17 protein-coding genes are annotated in these 19,395 nt (G+C 38.5%); 4 read left to right on the top strand and 13 right to left on the bottom strand.

The features are described from left to right. Positions 1-30: 30 nt before the first annotated feature. Complete coding sequence (locus tag SNE38_RS10360) at positions 31-918, bottom strand: deoxyribonuclease IV (protein WP_191702507.1); 888 nt, start codon at positions 916-918, stop codon at positions 31-33. Between the two features lie 85 nt (positions 919-1,003). Beyond that, positions 1,004-2,320 (bottom strand): DEAD/DEAH box helicase, encoded by a 1,317-nt coding sequence (locus SNE38_RS10355; RefSeq protein ID WP_191702506.1) that lies wholly within the window; start codon positions 2,318-2,320, stop codon positions 1,004-1,006. A gap of 297 nt (positions 2,321-2,617) precedes the next feature. On the opposite strand from SNE38_RS10355, the gene vrrA reads away from it, so the two are divergent. Next, complete coding sequence (gene vrrA / locus SNE38_RS10350; protein ID WP_336046451.1) at positions 2,618-3,181, top strand: VrrA/YqfQ family protein; 564 nt, start codon at positions 2,618-2,620, stop codon at positions 3,179-3,181. Between the two features lie 115 nt (positions 3,182-3,296). On the opposite strand, the gene SNE38_RS10345 is transcribed toward vrrA, so the two are convergent. Both SNE38_RS10345 and SNE38_RS10340 read right to left on the bottom strand, forming a co-directional pair. Further along, on the bottom strand, positions 3,297-4,103 hold the full coding sequence (locus tag SNE38_RS10345; RefSeq protein WP_336046492.1) for an SDR family oxidoreductase: 807 nt from the start codon (positions 4,101-4,103) through the stop codon (positions 3,297-3,299). 163 nt (positions 4,104-4,266) lie between these two features. Further along, the gene (locus SNE38_RS10340) at positions 4,267-4,545 is read right to left on the bottom strand and encodes a DUF1450 domain-containing protein (RefSeq protein ID WP_336046450.1); all 279 of its coding nucleotides are present in this window, start codon (positions 4,543-4,545) and stop codon (positions 4,267-4,269) included. Between the two features lie 197 nt (positions 4,546-4,742). On the opposite strand from SNE38_RS10340, the gene SNE38_RS10335 reads away from it, so the two are divergent. Both SNE38_RS10335 and SNE38_RS10330 read left to right on the top strand, forming a co-directional pair. Continuing rightward, on the top strand, positions 4,743-5,711 hold the full coding sequence (locus SNE38_RS10335; protein WP_191702503.1) for a 4-hydroxy-3-methylbut-2-enyl diphosphate reductase: 969 nt from the start codon (positions 4,743-4,745) through the stop codon (positions 5,709-5,711). Positions 5,712-5,865: 154 nt separating this feature from the next. After that, the gene (locus tag SNE38_RS10330; protein ID WP_336046448.1) at positions 5,866-7,680 is read left to right on the top strand and encodes a beta/alpha barrel domain-containing protein; all 1,815 of its coding nucleotides are present in this window, start codon (positions 5,866-5,868) and stop codon (positions 7,678-7,680) included. Positions 7,681-8,216: 536 nt separating this feature from the next. On the opposite strand, the gene SNE38_RS10325 is transcribed toward SNE38_RS10330, so the two are convergent. The 9 genes from SNE38_RS10325 to SNE38_RS10285 form a co-directional block, all read right to left on the bottom strand. Further along, complete coding sequence (locus SNE38_RS10325) at positions 8,217-9,338, bottom strand: Nif3-like dinuclear metal center hexameric protein (RefSeq protein WP_191702501.1); 1,122 nt, start codon at positions 9,336-9,338, stop codon at positions 8,217-8,219. After that, a complete protein-coding gene (locus tag SNE38_RS10320) occupies positions 9,335-10,030 on the bottom strand; it encodes a tRNA (adenine(22)-N(1))-methyltransferase (RefSeq protein WP_191702500.1) in 696 nt (231 codons plus the stop codon). Before SNE38_RS10320 ends, SNE38_RS10325 begins: the two co-directional genes overlap by 4 nt. Before the next feature lie 138 nt (positions 10,031-10,168). Next, positions 10,169-10,507 carry a c-type cytochrome gene (locus SNE38_RS10315; protein WP_191702499.1) on the bottom strand — a complete coding sequence of 113 codons (339 nt, stop codon included), beginning with the start codon at positions 10,505-10,507 and terminating at the stop codon, positions 10,169-10,171. A gap of 150 nt (positions 10,508-10,657) precedes the next feature. Continuing rightward, a complete protein-coding gene (locus SNE38_RS10310; RefSeq protein WP_191702498.1) occupies positions 10,658-11,794 on the bottom strand; it encodes an acyl-CoA dehydrogenase family protein in 1,137 nt (378 codons plus the stop codon). A gap of 176 nt (positions 11,795-11,970) precedes the next feature. Further along, the gene (locus SNE38_RS10305) at positions 11,971-12,528 is read right to left on the bottom strand and encodes a hypothetical protein (RefSeq protein WP_191702497.1); all 558 of its coding nucleotides are present in this window, start codon (positions 12,526-12,528) and stop codon (positions 11,971-11,973) included. Between the two features lie 165 nt (positions 12,529-12,693). After that, a complete protein-coding gene (gene rpoD, locus SNE38_RS10300) occupies positions 12,694-13,821 on the bottom strand; it encodes an RNA polymerase sigma factor RpoD (RefSeq protein ID WP_191702496.1) in 1,128 nt (375 codons plus the stop codon). Positions 13,822-13,851: 30 nt separating this feature from the next. Further along, positions 13,852-15,681, bottom strand: a complete 1,830-nt coding sequence (dnaG, locus tag SNE38_RS10295) for a DNA primase (protein ID WP_191702495.1) — start codon at positions 15,679-15,681, stop codon at positions 13,852-13,854. A gap of 310 nt (positions 15,682-15,991) precedes the next feature. After that, on the bottom strand, positions 15,992-16,807 hold the full coding sequence (locus SNE38_RS10290) for a pyruvate, water dikinase regulatory protein (RefSeq protein WP_191702494.1): 816 nt from the start codon (positions 16,805-16,807) through the stop codon (positions 15,992-15,994). A gap of 8 nt (positions 16,808-16,815) precedes the next feature. Beyond that, positions 16,816-17,454: a helix-turn-helix transcriptional regulator gene (locus SNE38_RS10285; protein ID WP_191702493.1), complete on the bottom strand. Its 639-nt coding sequence runs from the start codon at positions 17,452-17,454 to the stop codon at positions 16,816-16,818. Positions 17,455-17,854: 400 nt separating this feature from the next. Here SNE38_RS10285 and SNE38_RS10280 point away from each other — a divergent pair, with 400 nt between their 5' ends. Further along, positions 17,855-19,243, top strand: a complete 1,389-nt coding sequence (locus tag SNE38_RS10280; protein WP_191702492.1) for a glycine--tRNA ligase — start codon at positions 17,855-17,857, stop codon at positions 19,241-19,243. Positions 19,244-19,395: the final 152 nt, after the last annotated feature.

Genomic DNA, 19,395 nt, shown 5'->3' with positions numbered 1-19,395 from the left:
ATTCGTGCAAAGTATGTTCATTTATTCTTATTAATTACGCAATTGATCAATTAATGCTGGGCGGAATTCCCCATCACGTAGCATTGCAATTTCATGTAAATAAGGTGCTTTTTTATTTTTTGCATCAATACCGACAAATGGTGTTTCCAATATTTTAGGTAAATGCATTAGTTGCGGATGATGAACAATATATTTCATTGCATCAAAGCCAATTTCACCAAATCCAATATTTTCATGGCGGTCTTTTGCTGCACCGCGCACATTTTTTGAATCATTAACATGGATCACTTTTAAACGATCTAAACCAATCACTTTATCAAATTCATTTAAAACCCCATCAAAATCATTCACTACATCATAACCTGCGTCGTGAATATGACAAGTATCCATACAAATTGATAAACGTTCATTATTCGTTACACCATCTATAATACGGGCTAACTCTTCAAATGTACGACCGATTTCAGAGCCTTTTCCAGCCATCGTTTCCAATGCGATTTGCACAGGGTAGTCTTGTGTCAGTACTTCGTTTAAGCCTTCTACAATTCGTGCAATGCCTTCATCGACACCTGCACCAACATGAGCACCTGGATGCAAAACGATTTGCGTCGCTTCTAATGCTGCTGTTCGTTTAATTTCTTCTTGCAAGAAATTTACGCCTAGCTCAAATGTTTCTGGCTTCGTCGTATTACCTAAGTTAATAATATATGGTGCGTGCACAATAATATTCGAAATATTATTTTCCTGCATATGAAGTAAGCCCTTCATAATATTAAGCTCTTCAATCGGTTTACGGCGCGTATTTTGAGGAGCACCTGTATAAATCATAAATGTATTGGCACCGTAGCTTAATGCTTCTTCACTAGCGCCTAACAGCATTTTCTTACCACTCATTGAAACATGTGAACCTAATAACATTACTCTTCCCTCCAAATTTGCTGTCCATAAAAAACAAAAGAGACCGCAAAGAAATACATTCTAAGCAGCCCCTTGCGAAAATTATTTATTGTTCTCTATTATTACGACGCGCTTTAATACGGCGTTCGCGCTTCTTCACTTTTTCCATTTCCCACTTCATATTACGTTTATAGCCTGGTTTTACTTTCTTCGGCTTACGTACGAGGGCTTTTGCTTTTACATCGATTTCATCTTGCTTCCGCTCAGTCTTACGATTTGCACGCTGGTGACGGTCTTTTAAGTCTGTCCATTCACCATTTTTCACATCTTTTTGCTCAAATGGAATACCCATTTTTTCGATGCGTACTACTGCATCTTCATCTTCAGGCTGGAACAAAGTAATGGCTGTCCCTTTTGTACCTGCACGGGCTGTACGGCCCACTCGGTGAATGAAGAATTCTAAATCTTCCGGGATTTCGTAGTTAATAACGTGTGAAATACCTTGAATATCGATACCACGTGCAGCTAAGTCTGTTGCAACGATGTATTGGAATTCTAAATCACGAACTTGTTTCATCATTTTTTTACGATCACGCGGGCTTAAATCTCCGTGAATTTGACCGGCACGAATACCTTCTTCAGCTAAGAAGTTCGCTACAGCCTCTGCATTTTTACGTGTGTTACAGAAAATAACAGCTAAAAATGGATTGATTGCTTTCATAACTTCAAGCAGGCGGGTATTACGTGACTTAGAACGCACAGGTACTAATAGGAAGTTAATTCCTTCAGCTACAGGGCGTTTGTCATTCATATGAATATGGATAGGTGCATCCATATATTTTTTTAGGAATGGTTTTAATTTTTCTGGAATGGTTGCGGAGAACACAAACATTTCAAGCTTTTCAGGCATTGCGGAAGCAAATCCGTCAATTTCTTCAATGAATCCCATATCAAATGCTAAATCTGCTTCATCCACCACAAGTATTGGTGCCGTGTGTACGAGTAGCGCATTTTCTTTCACTAGATCCCTAATGCGTCCTGGTGTACCAACAACAATTTGTGGTTGAGTTTTTAAGCGGTCAATTGTACGTTGTTTATCCGTACCTCCGATAAATAACTTCGTTGAAATTTCCGTTCCTTCAACAAGTTGATTTAATGCATCAAAAATCTGTTGGGCTAATTCACGTGTTGGTGAAGTAATTACGGCCTGTACTTCTTGTTTTTCTTCTACAATACGCTCAACAATTGGCAATAAAAAACTATGTGTTTTCCCTGTACCTGTATGAGCTTGTCCAATCGCACTCTTTCCTTTTAGTACGAGTGGAATTATTTCTTTTTGAATTGGTGTCGGTTCTGTAAATCCAAGCTTTGCAATGGCGTCCTGCAAAAATGGCTTGAATTGATAATCAGTATATTTTGACATGTTTCGTACCTCCTTACATCTTTCCTATTGTACCATGTTTCGTACATTTAAGTGACCATCTGCATATCATAACTTATAAATAGTTTCAACGTCAAACAGTTGAGATGAATTTTCTTCATTCAGCAAAAATCACTCTCATCTTCAAGGGGCTAATGAATGCTTGGTTTTGTTAGGCTCAGCAGGTGTCTAAGGCGCCCACTGAATGAAGAAAGACCCCGGCGCATGTCATAGATTTTTTTAGTATCTTAAAAAAATCTGGAAGCAATTACGCCGAGGCATAAAAGAAATTACAATTTCATGAGGACATTAAGAAAGGAGTTCATTATGCGCCCACCCTATTATTTTCCACCTCAAGGTATGATGAATCAAATGCCTGCTGCACCTGTTGCACCACGTTTTCCAATGTATGCACCTTATATGATGCGGACACCAATGATGAACCAAATGCCAATGCAAATGCCGCCACAAATACCTATGGATGCTGCAGGCGCTGCTGCCGCGGCAGGTGCTGCTGGTGTTGCAGCAGGTGCACCTAGGCTAGAAGGTTTTTTAGCAGGAGCAAACTCTTTATTTAGTAATGCACAAAAGTTCACCCCTTATATTCAGCAAGCTGCTCCAATGTTTAAAAATTTGCCAGCTTTATGGCGTATGTACAGAGGTTTCAAAGATTCTCCGGATCCACTTGAATCATCCACTGTTGCTATGCCAACAGAACGTCCTAGGGGAGATACAACACCTGGAGAACGGTCGCAGAGAGAACGGTCCGGCAGAGGTAGAGGGTCAAGACAAAATCCTGAGCCGGTTCAACCTATAGCAACAAAACCTTCCCGACCAATGATATTTCAGCCACCCTTTGACTAATAACAACAAAAAAACTACCCCACATTTAACAAATTAGGGGTGATTCGTCAATTAAGTAACGAGTCACCTCTAATTCGAATATGGGGTAGTTTATTATTTCATCATATATTCTTTTTTAAGAACTCATTATACTTCCACCGTTTACATGAATACACTGTCCTGTAATATATGAGCCATCCTGAGATGCCAATAAAACATACGATCCCGCCAGCTCACTCGGTTGACCAGGTCGTTTCAATGGTGTATCTGTACCAAACTCTTCAACTTGGCTTGCATCAAAGGTTGATGGGATTAATGGCGTCCAAATAGGTCCTGGGGCAACCATATTAACTCGAATTCCTTTGTCTGCTACATTTTGTGCGAGACTTCTTACAAAGCCTACGATAGCTCCTTTAGTCGCTGTATAATCGATTAAAATAGAATGTCCTCTATATGCATTGACGGATGTCGTACATATAATGGAATCTCCCTGTCCCAAATGTGGGAGGACTTCCTTACTTAAATAAAACATGCTATCAATATTTGTACGGAACGTTTTGTCCCATTGCTCTACTGTAATATCCAAAAATGAATCTACCGGATATTGAACCGCTGCATTATTGACAACAATATTAATTTGACCGAAATGATCAATCGCTGACTGAACAAGCTTTTTACTTGTTTCATAGTCTGCAATGTCCCCTTCAACCAAAATGGCTTTAATACCTTCTTTTTCAACAATGCGTTTTGTATCTTCCGCATCAGATTGTTCTTTTTCCAAATAGTTTATGACAAGGTTTGCACCTTCTTTTGCATATGCAACCGCTACAGCTCGACCAATTCCTGAATCGCCACCTGTAATAATCGCTACTTTCCCTTTTAGCTTATTGCTGCCTATATAATCATAAGGCTGCGTTGGCAAGGGATTCATTTCACTTTCGATACCAGGCTGGGATGGTTACGTTTGTGCGGGTGTGCCACCAACTTGTTTATTTTCAACATTTGTCATGAAAGAAACACTCCTCTAATGAACAATTTGAAATAAAAATATTTTTTTCATTTCCGTAATATTTCTTCCCTATTGAAATTATTTAAAACAAGTGAACTTAAGATAGGACAGAGTTTTCTTCCAACTCTCTTTCAACTAAATCCAGCAATTGCTGAGAATCTTCCGCTTTAATAATATCGCCATTAACTATAGTAAAAAGATTGGCTTCACATATTTCACAGTTGGATGTACAGCCTAATTCAGTAATTTCTACATCATCTCTTTCGACCAATACATCATATACATCTGCTGCACCGAGCGATAAATTTGTCATGCAAAACTCAACCTGATTTTTTAACTCTTTTGTTTTGCTACGTTTAAAAAAAGAAAACACCATGTCACTCCCCCCGCTTTACTTCCATTTATTTCTTTCATTATAGCAAACTCATACGGTTTCTCCATGTGATTCGTGCTTAGTCTCTTTCTTTAGCAGCCTACTTCATAATTTGTTATCAAATTCAGTAAGCGAACTTTGAATAAAGTATATACGTCCTATATAATGAACTTACAGGGCTTTGAAAGGAGTTACGTAAAATGAAAGTAATTAAAATTAATCCGCGTGGTTACTGCTATGGCGTAGTTGACGCTATGGTAATCGCTCGCAATGCTGCACTTGACAAGTCATTACCAAGACCAATCTATATTTTAGGTATGATTGTCCACAATAAACATGTAACAGATGCATTTGAACAGGATGGTATTATTACGCTTGATGGCGATAACAGAAAAGATATTATTGAGCAGGTAGAACAAGGGACGGTTATTTTTACAGCACATGGGGTATCACCGGAAATACGTGAAATTGCGAAGCGTAAAGGATTGGTATCAATTGATGCCACATGTCCGGACGTTACGGTTACACATGATTTAATTCGCGAAAAAACAGCAGAAGGTTATGACATTATTTACATCGGTAAAAAAGGACATCCAGAACCAGAAGGCGCTATTGGTGTAGCTCCGGACCATGTTCACTTAGTCCAATCGATGAAAGATATTGATAATCTATCATTTGAAAACCAAAAAATTCTCGTTACGAACCAAACGACGATGAGCCAATGGGATGTAGCTTTCCTAATGGATAGTTTAAAAGAGAAATTTCCACATGTAGAAGTACACAAAGAAATTTGTTTAGCGACACAAGTTCGTCAAGAAGCAGTAGCTGACCAAGCCGGGGCTTCTGATTTATTAATCGTTGTCGGAGACCCAAAATCAAACAACTCTAACCGTTTAACTCAAGTATCAGTGGAAATAGCAGGTACCCCGTCTTACCGCATTTCCGATATTTCAGAGCTCCAAATCGAGTGGTTGGAAAATGTTGAAACAGTTGCGGTTACAGCCGGAGCTTCAACACCAACACCAATCGTAAAGGAAGTCATTGCATTTTTGGAGAAATTCGATAAAAACGATCCGGCAACACACGAAATTGTACGTTCGGTAACGTTGGATAAAATTTTACCGAAGATCAAAACACCAAAGCCAGTAGAAAAAATTATGCCTCACTAATCTATGAGGACTTCCAAAAAAAACGTAAATCGATTATATTGCTCATCGGCGATATAATCGATTTTTTCCTCTATACTATTACATAAAATCAGTTTCCAAATATACCTTTTCCGTATGGTAAACTGGAAATAAAACAAAAATGGGGTGACTTCAAATGCCTGATTGGTCCTATCATCCTTTAAAAAAGATAGCTTTATCTAAGATGGAAGCGAAAAACAGTAGGCAATTTATCCATCATTCCATGCGGACTATTGCTGCCATTCCCGGTGGAAAGCACCTCATCGAATTTTTAGGTCACAACCGAACTAACCCACTTTTGAAGCAACAGGTAAACGGTACTCACTTTAATTCACCAATAGGTCTTAGCAGTAAATTGGACCCCCAACTTACTGGGGTAACCGCTTTTCAGGAACTTGGCTTTAATTTTATTGAAATAGGCCCTATAGTAGTTAAAAAGCCTGCAGTACAGCTACCACCTCAATGGCACGATCAGCATATCTCATTTTCCCATACAGAGGAAAAAGTACTGCTAAAAAATGTGTTAAAACTAGTAATTACGAAAAATATTCGTATACCACTGTTTGCCCGCTTCGACGAAAACTTAAGTAAGCAAGAATTGTACACATGCATAACACAGCTTACCCCATATGTAGAGGGATTCTTTCTATATTCAGATCAGATTGCGCAACTCGATTTGGATATAGGGGCAACTCTATATCAAATAGTTTCAGTGGATTCAGCAAAAACGATTAGGCAAGTTCCAGCAATAGTGCGTGGCTTTGTTATCGATGCCCCTATTACAGCTACCAAAGACCATTACAGTGAACACAGTAATGCTTTCCCATTATTGCAACAAGCTGTACAGGAATTAAAAAAGTCCTTTCCTGACTACCCTATCGTTACTAGAGGTGGAGTAGAGTCGCCATCACAGGCACTATGTTTAAAGGAATACGGTACGGACTTAATCATGCTTTCAGAAGGTTATGTAAAAACAGGTCCTGGCTTACCAAAAAGGATTCATGAACGGCTACTCTATGAAAAAGAGATCCATAGCTCATCACAGAGCTGGCATTGGTCATTTTTATTCGGGCTTGCCATTTTGATCGGTGGCTTAATTGCACAATATTTTGCACTTACTACCGTCATTTTAAATTATGATGAAAATTTTATCGGTTTAACGCATCAACAATTAAATCTCATTAATCCACAGATTTTAGCCTTTATGGCACATGACCGGATGTCACTCGCTGGCACGATGATTTCTGCAAGTATTCTATATATGTCGCTTGCCTATTTCGGGATAAGGCGTCAGCTGCACTGGGCCAAAGTAACTTTTCATAGTGCAGCAATAACTGGATTTTTAGGCATTTTATTATTTATAGGCTATGGTTATTTTGATTGGCTGCACGGACTTTTTTGGCTACTCTTGCTGCCTCTTTATGCACTGAGCTGGCGGGAAAGCAAAACAGCAAACCGCAGCCCGCAATCTTGGCATGACACAAATGACCGGATTTGGATGCGTGGTGTTTATGGGCAACTGCTGTTCGTTATGCTCGGCTTTTTACTGTTGGCCGGCGGAGTCGTGATTTCATTCATTGGTATCACAAAAGTATTTGTTTCAACCGATATTAGCTTTTTATGTATGCCTGTTGAAATGCTGCAATCTATAAGCGACATGTTAATACCAGTGATTGCACATGATCGTGCTGGGTTTGGCAGTGCACTTATTAGTGTAGGTATCCTTGTATTATGTTTATCACTTTGGGGATTTCGCGCTGGGGAACGCTGGTTATGGTTTACGTATGCTTTCGGTGCCCTTCCCGCCTTTTTAGCAGGTATAGGTACACACTTTGCAATCGGTTATACAGCATTCATCCACTTGCTTCCTCTCTATTTTTTGGTTGTCATTTATTTACTGGGATTAGTAGTGTCGTATCCTTATTTAATGCAGCAGCCGGAAAAAAATTAATTCAAAATTAAAGGGGCTGGGACAGAAGTAGAGATTTCATTGATTAAGGAAAAGATCCTTAATAAAAAAACGATACTTTAAAAATTGATTGGAATGGAGGGCGAGTGTAGCTGACGGCTAACGCCTTTCGCTACAAGCAAAGCTTCCTGCGGGAACAGCAAAATTTATTTTGCGACGAGTAACCGCAGGAGCACCGACGCCTGAGACTACAGGCTCAGGCCGTGCCCGCGGAAAGCGTCCCGGAATGGAAATCAATTTTCTATGCCAGCAAAAAAATGCCATTTCCCTCAAGGAGAATATTGGCATTTTTGGGTTTGCTATAGTGCGCAAAATAGACGGACAAATTCCGCTTAATTATTAATTTAACGAAAAAACAACCAAAATAAGCGGAGATATTACGCCTATTGATTAAAAAAGCATGTAATTTAAAGAATTTCATGTAAATAACCGGAATTACTTCCTTTATTTCACTTAAAATGAGCGGAATTCTGAAAATAAGGGGAAATACTCCGCTTATTTTAATCTCTAATCACATTCTAAATAAATTTAAACGGCTCTGTATGAACCTTGGATTGAAGAAATTCGACAGGTAATTTTTTATCAGTACATAATGTCGCCATTTTTTCTGCAACCCCTTTAATCATCACTTTTTCTACATGATGACCAGGGTCAATTATGCTTAAGCCATCCAATTCCGCACTTTGAGCCATATGGAAGCCAATATCTCCTGTTACAAATACATCGGCACCTGCAAATTTTGCTGTACGAATGTACTTATTGCCGTCACCACCGACGATAGCAACCTTTTGCACAGGCTGATCAAGAGGACCTACTGCACGCAGGCAAGGGACATCTAATTGAACTTTCACAAACTCCGCAAATTCACGTAACGTCATCGGTTCTTTTAATTTTCCGATACGTCCCAATCCTTCTTCGTTTGTCGCCACATCCATCGTAAACAAATCATACGCCGGCTCTTCATATGGATGACTATTTAACATAGCCTTTAGTATTTTGTTTTTCATAGACTGCGGGAATACGACTTCAACTTTCTCTTCCTGCTCGATATGCAGTTCTCCTATTTCCCCTACAGCAGGATCCGCTCCTTCTACAGCACGGAAACGCCCTTTACCAGCCAATGTGTAGCTGCAAGCCTCATAATTCCCTAAACGTCCGGCACCGGCTTTTGCTAAAACCTCGCGTAAAGCATCGGCATCGTCAACAGGAACAAAAACAGCAAGCTTCATCATTTTTTCCTCATAGGAAATATCTAAAATCCTGCGCTCTTCCAATTGCAGTGCATCTGCTAATAAGTCATTTACCCCACCCGGTGCAACATCTAAATTTGTATGGGCTGCATATACCGCAATATCGTTTTTCAGACACTTTTCATATAATGCCCCCTGCGGATTATCTGTCCGTAAATTGGATAATTTCATAAAAATAGGTGGATGATGCGCAATGATAAGTTCACACCCATTTTCAATCGCTTCATTAACAATTTCATGTGTCACGTCTAGAGTAACAAGCACTTTTGAGACGGGTTTATTTAATGTTCCGATAGCTAAGCCAATAGGGTCATTAGGCATGCATGCATATTTTTTCGGTGACCATGATTCGAACAGTTGAATAATTTCGTTGCCATTTACTGACTTCACGCAATCGCCTCCTGTACTAGTTTTATTAAATGTGATAATTCTTCATGCTTTGCCTGATTTTCAGGGGTTTTACCGGCTTGCTCAATCGCTTGTTGAACACGTTGCCAATTGGCGATTTCCCGAGACCATTTTTCTACAAAAACAGGTGTTTTTGCATTCATTAACTTTGGTCCTAGTAAAATTTCCGCCTCCGTTAGCTTCATTTCACCGCGCTGTAAAACGAGCACTTCATAAACTTTGCCGTCCTCTTCCAAAATCACTTCATCCTGAATTGCCCATTGATTCGCAAGCGCCCATTCCCGTATCGCTTTAGCATGGATATTTGGCTGTAAAATTAGGCGGGTAACCGTTTTTAATGCCTGTGGATGCTTTTCTAGAATTGAAACGATTAAAGGGCCACCCATTCCTGCAATTGTTACCGCAGTTATCTCATCCCCTTCTTCTACTGCGGCTAAACCATCGGCCATGCGAACTGTAATTTTATCAGTTAAACCTTCTGTCCGTACTTGTTTAACAGCTGATTCATAAGGCCCCTTAACTACTTCACCCGCTACTGCACGAGAAGCAATCCCTTTATGCACTAAATAACATGGTAGGTATGCATGGTCACTGCCAATATCAGCTACAACTGCCCCTGTAGGTACAAATGAAGCAACCTTTTCTAGTCGTTTTGAAAGTTTTTGTGCGTTCATATTAAATATCCTCATTTCTATATCACAAACTAACTATATTATATAGAACTTTTATAAAAACGTCTCTTTCCAACAAATATTTGCATATCAAAAAAGTGCAGAAAATAGATTTCTCTAATTTCTACACTTTTATGATCTTTACAGACCAGAAATATATTCTGCTACCGCTTCAGCCTCAGCTTCGTTTTTAAGAATTGCTGGCATAGCGCCGCTTTCTGTACCGTTTAATGCTACATCTTTAATATGTTCTGCATCTAAGCCAACAATACTAGGACCTCCGCCACCAGTTAAATCTCCACCGTGACAAGAAATACAGTTCTTTTGAGCGATATCTTCACCGTTTAATTCAGCAGTTTCGCCTGCATGATCACCATCCGCACTGTTTTTATCAGCTGCACCCTCAAATGACATGAAGAAAATTAGTGCTATACCGAATGCCATGATAAGCGTGTAAGGAATAAGTGGATTGTTTTTCATTGCGTTCCCCTCCCTCATTAAATATTCTATTTCTTTCTAGGTAAATGCCTAGTAAACAATACTAATTGTACTTGATTCACTAGAAAACTAAAAGACCTATTGGACAACTTTTACTAGCTTTGTAACAATTTATCCAATTTGTCATTTTCATCACAATATATGTCTTGCAATTACCATTTTCTGTACTTCCGAAGTACCTTCTCCGATTTCCAATAACTTTGCATCACGTAAATAGCGCTCTACTTCATATTCTTTCATATAGCCATAGCCACCATGGATTTGAATCGCCTCATCGCACACTTCCATCGCCATTTCAGAAGCATAGTATTTTGCAATGGCTGCCTCTTTCCCGAATGGACGTCCTTGGTCTTTTAACCAGGCTGCTTTGTAAACAAAAGTTCGGGCTAATTGTATTTTTACCTCCATATCAGCCAATTTAAACTGCGTTGCCTGAAACTGCGATAAAGTCTTGCCAAATTGCTTACGTTCTTTTGCGTACTGAACTGCTTTATTTAATGCACCTTGGGCAATCCCTACTGCCATCGCCGCAATGCCGATACGTCCACCATCAAGGGTCGTTAAAAATTGCTTAAAGCCATTCCCTCTTACACCTAGTAGATTTTCCTCTGGCACACGCACATTTTCCAAAATAAGTTCTGTCGTATTGGATGCATTTAAGCCCATTTTCTCGTACTCTGATTTAATAGTGAATCCTTGTGCATCAGTCGGCACAATTATTGCACTGATTTCTTTATTGTTACCATTACGATCTGTAATCGCTGTCAATGCCAAATGTTTTGCATAACTTGCATTTGTGATAAAAACTTTTGACCCGTTAATAACAAATTCACCATTTTCCAATGATGCCGTCGTTTCAGTACCCCCAGCATCCGATCCCGCGTTAGGTTCAGTTAATCCGAACGCGCCAAATGATTCCCCTGTACAAATCGGTGTCAAATATTTTTCCTTTTGCTTCTCTGTACCGAATAAATGTAATGGTGCGCCGCCTAACGAAATATGAGCCGAATACGTAATACCAGTAGATGCACATGTACGGCTTAATTCTTCTGTTACAATAGCAAAACTAATCGTGTCTGCTCCTGCCCCGCCGTATTCTTCCGGAAACGGTAACCCCATAATTCCCATATCAGAAAGCTGCTTGAAAATCTCTACTGGAAAGGCTTTATTCTTATCACGTTCGATTGCTCCAGATGCCACTACTTCATCTGAAAATTCCCGTATCATTTTTTGTAACATACCTTGCTCTGCTGTTAAATCAAAATTCATGGCATTCATCCCCTCACCCTCAATTTGCTACATTTCTATTGTAATCTAAAAATCTTGTTTTTTACAGAAAATACACGCAATTTAAAGAGAATTTTGTAGAATGGTAAAATAAAAAAGCTATATAAAAAGTTCATAACTTTCTACATAGCCCTAAATTAATAATTATATATTGTTGCTTAAAGGAAATAAATCCAAGCACCAATTATTACGAGTAAACCGAGAATGCCTGAAATCGTAAAATAAATAATTTTCATCATTACACCACTTACCAACCAAAATACACAGTTAATAATCAGAAAAATATAAAGCATCTCATTATTGCCGGTAAAATATGTGGTACTTATTTTTAAGGTAACACCTAAAGTCGATAAAGCCGTAGCCAGTTGCAGCATGACCGCCAATAGATGGTTCCTTTTAGCGAAATAGAGCGCTCCGATTAGGCAGCTTACTGCAAATACAGCTGCCACCGCAATGACTACCCATTCAAATTGAATAGTGAAGAGCAAGAGTAAAATAACAATCGCACTTATTGGAAAGAATACAGCTAAATTAAACTTTTTACGTTTTTCAACATTATGTATCGCTTTTTTGGCCTGACCTGTAATTTCATCATCGCTATTATTGCCTTCTGAATAAAGTGTCATTAAAAAATCGCAATACTGCCCTGGCAACAATTTATTTTGTTTCCAAAAGCTAATTTCGTTCATAATAATCTGCTTTTTCTGATTCGACATGACTTCGCCCCATATATGTAAATTATATATACTATTGTAATTAATACCTCAAGGAAGAACATCAGCAAAAAGTAATGGCATCTACCATAAAAAACAATACTTATTAACTAATACACATAAGAAAAAAGATGAAGAAAAAATTTCTTCATCTTTTCCATATTCAACCTATTCTAGGAAATCTTTTAAGCGTTTTGAACGAGATGGGTGGCGAAGTTTACGCAATGCTTTTGCCTCGATTTGACGAATACGTTCACGTGTAACGCCAAATACTTTTCCTACCTCTTCCAATGTACGAGTACGACCATCATCCAGACCGAAACGTAGACGTAAAACATTCTCTTCACGGTCCGTCAATGTATCAAGTACATCTTCTAACTGTTCTTTTAAAAGCTCATACGCTGCATGATCAGAAGGCGATTGTGCTTCCGAGTCTTCAATGAAGTCTCCTAAGTGCGAATCATCTTCTTCCCCAATTGGCGTTTCCAATGAAACAGGTTCTTGAGCAATTTTCAAAATTTCACGTACTTTTTCAGGTGTTAAATCCATTTCTTCTCCAATTTCCTCAGGAGATGGCTCACGACCTAGATCTTGAAGAAGTTGACGTTGAACACGGATTAATTTGTTAATCGTTTCGACCATGTGTACCGGTATACGAATCGTACGTGCTTGGTCTGCAATAGCACGTGTAATTGCCTGACGAATCCACCATGTAGCATATGTTGAGAACTTAAACCCTTTGCGGTGATCAAACTTTTCAACCGCTTTAATAAGTCCCATATTTCCTTCTTGAATAAGGTCTAAAAACAGCATGCCTCGTCCAACATAGCGCTTTGCAATTGAAACTACAAGACGCAGGTTCGCTTCCGCCAAACGTTTACGAGCTTCTTCATCACCCTGCTCGATTCGTTCTGCTAAACGAATTTCTTCCTCTGCAGAAAGTAAATCTACACGCCCGATTTCCTTTAAATACATGCGCACTGGATCGTTAATTTTAACACCAGGAGGCACACTTAAATCATTTAAATCAAAAGCCTCTTCACTAGATTCTTGCTTGGAAAGTGCTTCTTCCTCAAATTCTTCTTTACCTTCAACAGTTATATCATTTTTCTCGATTTCATCGGCAAAGTTGAAAATTTCTTCATTTTCTAATTCGAAAAATGCTAATGTATCAGATATTTCCTTCATTGACATTTCGCCAACTTGTTTTGCTTTAGCTAAAAGTTGCTTTTTTACTTGCTCTAATGAAACCCCGTTTACCACCGTATCTTTTGAATGTTTTGACTTGTCCGCCATAAACCTTCCTCCTTCTAAAAACAAATCGAGTTAAACGCCCTTTTTTATCCTTCTGCTTAATTCGATAATCTGTTGGGCAATCTCAAGTGCTCGTCTATGCTCGTGCATCTTTTCTGCTTCTTTTTGTTTGTGCTTTAATTCTTCTATTTTTAGTTCTAATCGACGTTTTTCGATTTGTTTTAAACAATCGTTAATTTCCGCTTCTCCATTATCAGGGTCACGTTCAAGTAACGCAGCATCCATCACAATCTTGCGTAAATCATTATCATTTAAAACTTCAACGAACCGATGAAAATCAGCCATTTCATATTCTTCGTAAAATCCAATTAAACGAACAAATACGGATAAATATTCCTCATGAATGAACGGTTCATTATTTCCTTCTCTAAGCACTTTGTTCACAATATTTACATCATGCAACATATAGGCTAAAAGTATACTTTCAGCACGATCTGTTGCATCTTTTTTGCGATCCCGCTGCATTTGGGTACTCGGCACATTCACTGTACTTTGCTCGCGTTTTTTTTCTTTCACATTATCCGCAGCGATTTTTCGCAATTGCGTACTTATCGCCTCTTGAGAAATATTTGTCTCATTGGAAAGTTGGCGAATGTATAAATCTCTTTCAATAGGAGAAGTATTATTCTTTAACGTCTCAAGTACTTCCTGAATGTATTGAAGTGTGTCATTTTCAAACTGAAAATTTTTGCCACGTTTAGCATGCATCATCATAAATGCAATATACGCTTGTGGCTTTTCGATTATTTGGTTTTTAAATGCCTCTTGACCATGAGTACGAATATAATCATCTGGGTCAAGTTTATCCGGTATAACAGCAACTTCGACTTTAATCTGTTCTTCATGAAGCATTTGTGCAGCTCGCTTTGCCGCCTCAAAACCAGCATTATCACCATCATAGCAAACTGTAACTTGCTGAACTAAGCGTTTGAGCTTTGTAATATGCTGGGGTGTTAGCGACGTACCCATCGTTGCAACTGCATTGAATATGCCTGCACGATTAGCTGCCAAAACATCAATAAAGCCTTCCATTAAAATAACTTGTCTTACTTTTCGAATTGATGCTCGTGCCTTATCTAAATTATAAAGCACTTGACTTTTATGAAAGATAGGCGTTTCGGGACTATTCAGGTACTTAGCATCTTCGCCATCCGTATTTAAAATCCTGCCTGAAAATGCTATTGGCTTTCCATTTTCATCTCGAATAGGAAACATAATCCGCCCACGGAAACGATCAAAATAACTACCGTCGCTTTCTTTTTGAATAATAAGACCGCTTTCAGCCATTTCCGTTAAGTCATACCCTTTACGTTCCAATAATGTAGAAAGCGTATCCCAATTCGGTAAAGCCCATCCTATTTGATGTGTTTCGATTTGTTCCTGTGTAAATCCTCTTTCAAGTAAATAATTTAATGCAGGTTCGCCGTCTTCAGTGTTTATCAAAATATGATGATAAAACTCTACTGCAAAATTATGAGCTTCTCTCATTTGTTGTTCTTTCTTTGAGACGGTCGAATTCGACATTGTCTGTTCAGTCGATAATTCCATTTCAAGCGGAATCCCTGCACGCTGACTTAATTTAATGAGTGCATCTGGAAACGACAATTGTTCGATGTCCATAACAAAAGTGATTGCATTTCCTCCAGCGCCACAGCCAAAACAATGAAAAATCTGTTTGTCGGTAGAAACTGAAAATGAAGGTGTTTGCTCTCCATGAAACGGACATAAGCCGAAATAGTTGCGCCCTTTTTTCGTCAATTGCATATAATCGCTTATAACATCGACTATATCCGACTGAGAGCGAATTTGTTCAATCACATGTTCAGGTATTTTTCCAGCCACATTATCACCATCTACACTATTCGAGATAAATTACAAAAATCCTCTAAAATACGACAAAATTTATAAAACAAATTTGTAATTACTCTATAATTAATATTTTTACCACAATTTTAATATTATAAAACAAAAAGACTACTGTTGCTATATTATTTCGTAAAAAAATCAAGAAAAAAGGCTAAATACAACGAATTTTATCGATTTATAAAAGTTTTAACTAGACCAAAAGTATAGATATTAATATTTCAAAAGTATAAAATATCCTTCCACTAAAAAAACCTCCTCTTCTAGTTGTTAGAGGTGGCTTTAGAGTTTATTTACATTCAAGCTCTAGCATATCTAATATTTTGTGGGCTGTTTCTTCTACAGCACGATTCGTTACATCAATCGCCCGACAGCCTATTTTATCAACAATGCTATAAAAATAGCGAATTTCATCTTCAATTCTTTTTTGTTGTGCATAAAAAGCATCTTCTGTTAAACCTAACGTAATTAAGCGCTCTTTTCGAATGTTATTTAACTTTTCAGGCGTAATAACCAATCCAAAGCACTTTTTCGGATCAATTTGCATCAATTCTATAGGCGGCTTAACTTCAGGTACAAGTGGGACATTCGCTACTTTATATCTTTTATGCGCCAAATATTGGGATAAAGGTGTTTTTGAAGTTCTTGATACACCGATTAGTACAATATCAGCCAGTAAAATACCGCGCGGATCTTGTCCATCATCATATTTTACAGCAAATTCAATCGCCTCGATTTTCTTGAAGTAATCATCATCCAATTGATGAACTAAACCCGGCTTTTGCAAAGGCTTTTCATCAAAAGAAGTTTCGATTAAATCGAGCATAGAACCTAAGAGGTCAATAACAGGTACCTTATACTCCAAAGCAATTTTTTGTAAGACCAGACGCATGTTCTTTTCTACTAGCGTAAATACAATTGTTGCCTCATTCGTTTGGGCAATCTGCACTATTTTTTCAAGTACATCTATATGCGTTATATGTGGAAATTTACGAATTCTTACTTTTTCGAAGTTTGGTCGAAATTGGCTAACAACTGCTTTAACAGCTGCTTCTCCTGTTTCACCAACAGAATCGGATACTACAAATATTGTTAATTTTTTCATAAAATCACCTATAAATCATGTGTTTCAGCTAATGAAATAAATGCACGTGTAATACTCGTTTTCGTTAATCGTCCTGTAATAATAAGCCCTTGCTCCGTCTCTTCTACAACCGGCACGGAATCAATTTCTCGTTCAATTAACTTTTTAGCTGTATTTACTAATGAATCGGAATTAAGACAATAAGCGATATTGGGCATTCTCGTCATAATTATATGCACAGGCATTTTATTTAAATCCTGTGTCCCGATACTAGAACGTAACAAGTCTTTGCGCGATAATACACCTTGCAGCATTTCATTTTTATCCACTACAAACAGTGTCCCTACATCTTCAGAGAACATATGTATAATAGCTTCATATATTGTCATCTCTTCTGAAACAACTACAGGAACAGACTGGAAATCTTTTACTTTTAAATTTAGCATCGATTCTGTAAAGGCAGCCGTCGATTTTTTCCCCGCATAAAAATAGCCGACACGAGGTCGCGCATCTAAAAATCCTGCCATCGTTAATATGGCTAAGTCCGGTCTTAAAGTTGCCCGTGTTAATCCAAGGCGCTCAGCAATATGTTCGCCCGTAATAGGACCATTTTCTTTTACAATTTGCAAGATTGCATCTTGACGTTTATTGAGTTCGATTGGACTCACCCGCTTCAAATAATGTTATACTTTTTCATCAATTATTATATACTATTTTCTTCTATATTGCGAAGAAAACAATCCCATGCTACAATATGAGCGAACAATTTAATTTCATATGTAAGCGATGAAGGGAATAATAAGTATCAATTCTAACATGAGCGAGTAGGGATAGTGCAAGCCTACATTGAATTGAGAAACGGCACCCCTGAGCTAATTTTATAAAAGAGGTTTTTATTTATTTAAAAACAAGCGGGGTGGAACCGCGGGTATATCATCATTGATGCACTCGTCCCCGGGCATGGAGTTTGTGCCCGGAGACGGGTGCTTTTTATCTTCTTGCAGCGCGTGCCGAAGAAATTCGGACACTGCGCCAACGTACATTAATATTTATTAGGAGGGATTTTTCATGGCAGAAAAATCAATGGAAACAATTGTATCATTAGCAAAACATCGTGGATTCGTATTCCCTGGATCTGATATTTACGGTGGTTTAGCAAACACTTGGGATTACGGTCCATTAGGTGTGGAATTAAAAAACAACGTTAAAAAAGCTTGGTGGCAAAAATTCGTTCAGGAATCTGAACACAACGTAGGATTAGACGCAGCAATTTTAATGAATCCAAAAGCTTGGGTTGCTTCTGGTCACGTTGGTAACTTCAACGACCCAATGATCGACTGTAAATCTTGTAAAGCGCGTCACCGTGCGGACAAATTAATCGAGGATGCAAACTTAGCTAAAACGGGCGAAGAAATCATCGTTGACGGTATGACATTCGACCAAATGAAAGCAAAAATGGAAGAGCTTGAAGTAGCTTGTCCTGATTGCGGCAAAATCGATTTCACAGACATCCGCCAATTCAACTTAATGTTCAAAACGTTCCAAGGTGTAACTGAATCTTCAACAAACGAAATCTTCCTACGTCCTGAAACAGCACAAGGGATCTTCGTGAACTTCAAAAACGTTCAACGTTCTATGCGTAAACGTACACCATTTGGTATCGCACAAGTAGGTAAAAGTTTCCGTAACGAAATCACACCAGGTAACTTCACATTCCGTACACGTGAATTTGAACAAATGGAATTAGAATTCTTCTGTAAGCCAGGTGAAGACTTAGAGTGGCACGAATACTGGAAAAACTTCTGTAAAAACTGGTTATTAAACTTAGGCATGAACGAAGAATCTATGCGTATGCGTGACCATGAGGAAGATGAGTTGTCTCACTACTCAAATGCAACTTCTGATATCGAATTCCGCTTCCCATTCGGCTGGGGCGAGCTATGGGGTATCGCTGACCGTACAGACTTCGACTTAAAACAACATATGGAGCATTCAGGTGAAGATTTCACGTACATTGATCCAATTACAAACGAACGCTATGTACCATACTGCATCGAGCCATCTTTAGGTGCTGACCGTGTAACATTAGCATTCTTATGTGACGCTTATGATGAAGAAGCGTTAGAAGGCGATGACAAACGTACCGTATTACGTTTCCACCCTGCACTAGCACCATTTAAGGCAGCAGTATTACCATTATCGAAAAAATTATCAGACGAAGCAGGCGAAGTATGGGCTGACTTACGTAAAGCATTCCCTGTTGACTTCGACGAGTCTCAATCAATCGGTAAACGCTACCGCCGCCAAGATGAAATCGGTACACCATTCTGTATCACGTACGATTTCGACTCAAAAGAAGACGGCCAAGTAACAGTTCGTCACCGTGATTCTATGGAACAAATCCGTATGCCAATTGCTGAGGTTAAAGCTTATATTGAAAAGCATTTAGTATTCTAATTATAAAATTTAATTATAGCTTGCAGTAGGCATGCGGATTTGCCGATTGCTGAAGTTAAAGCTTATATTGAGAAGCATTTAGTATTTTAATTTTATATGGCACTTTCCGTTCGTTACGAATAGAAAGTGCCTTTTTCTTATTTTTTTATTAA

It is taken from the genome of Solibacillus ferritrahens, from assembly GCF_037027585.1.
Lineage (GTDB): Bacteria > Bacillota > Bacilli > Bacillales_A > Planococcaceae > Solibacillus > Solibacillus ferritrahens.
Note: the sequence above shows the minus strand (reverse complement) of the source record. Positions and strands in the feature narration are given on the sequence as shown.

Bases quoted from the DNA above. Each gene is read 5' to 3' on its own strand.
- SNE38_RS10335 (WP_191702503.1), top strand. From the start codon at position 4,743: ATGAAAGTAATTAAAATTAATCCGCGTGGTTACTGCTATGGCGTAGTT.
- SNE38_RS10305 (WP_191702497.1), bottom strand. From the start codon at position 12,528: ATGTCGAATCAGAAAAAGCAGATTATTATGAACGAAATTAGCTTTTGG.
- SNE38_RS10360 (WP_191702507.1), bottom strand. From the start codon at position 918: ATGTTATTAGGTTCACATGTTTCAATGAGTGGTAAGAAAATGCTGTTA.
- rpoD (WP_191702496.1), bottom strand. From the start codon at position 13,821: ATGGCGGACAAGTCAAAACATTCAAAAGATACGGTGGTAAACGGGGTT.
- SNE38_RS10290 (WP_191702494.1), bottom strand. From the start codon at position 16,807: ATGAAAAAATTAACAATATTTGTAGTATCCGATTCTGTTGGTGAAACA.
- SNE38_RS10315 (WP_191702499.1), bottom strand. From the start codon at position 10,507: ATGAAAAACAATCCACTTATTCCTTACACGCTTATCATGGCATTCGGT.
- SNE38_RS10280 (WP_191702492.1), top strand. From the start codon at position 17,855: ATGGCAGAAAAATCAATGGAAACAATTGTATCATTAGCAAAACATCGT.
- SNE38_RS10310 (WP_191702498.1), bottom strand. From the start codon at position 11,794: ATGAATTTTGATTTAACAGCAGAGCAAGGTATGTTACAAAAAATGATA.
- SNE38_RS10355 (WP_191702506.1), bottom strand. From the start codon at position 2,320: ATGTCAAAATATACTGATTATCAATTCAAGCCATTTTTGCAGGACGCC.
- SNE38_RS10340 (WP_336046450.1), bottom strand. From the start codon at position 4,545: ATGGTGTTTTCTTTTTTTAAACGTAGCAAAACAAAAGAGTTAAAAAAT.
- vrrA (WP_336046451.1), top strand. From the start codon at position 2,618: ATGAGGACATTAAGAAAGGAGTTCATTATGCGCCCACCCTATTATTTT.
- SNE38_RS10330 (WP_336046448.1), top strand. From the start codon at position 5,866: ATGCCTGATTGGTCCTATCATCCTTTAAAAAAGATAGCTTTATCTAAG.
- SNE38_RS10320 (WP_191702500.1), bottom strand. From the start codon at position 10,030: ATGAACGCACAAAAACTTTCAAAACGACTAGAAAAGGTTGCTTCATTT.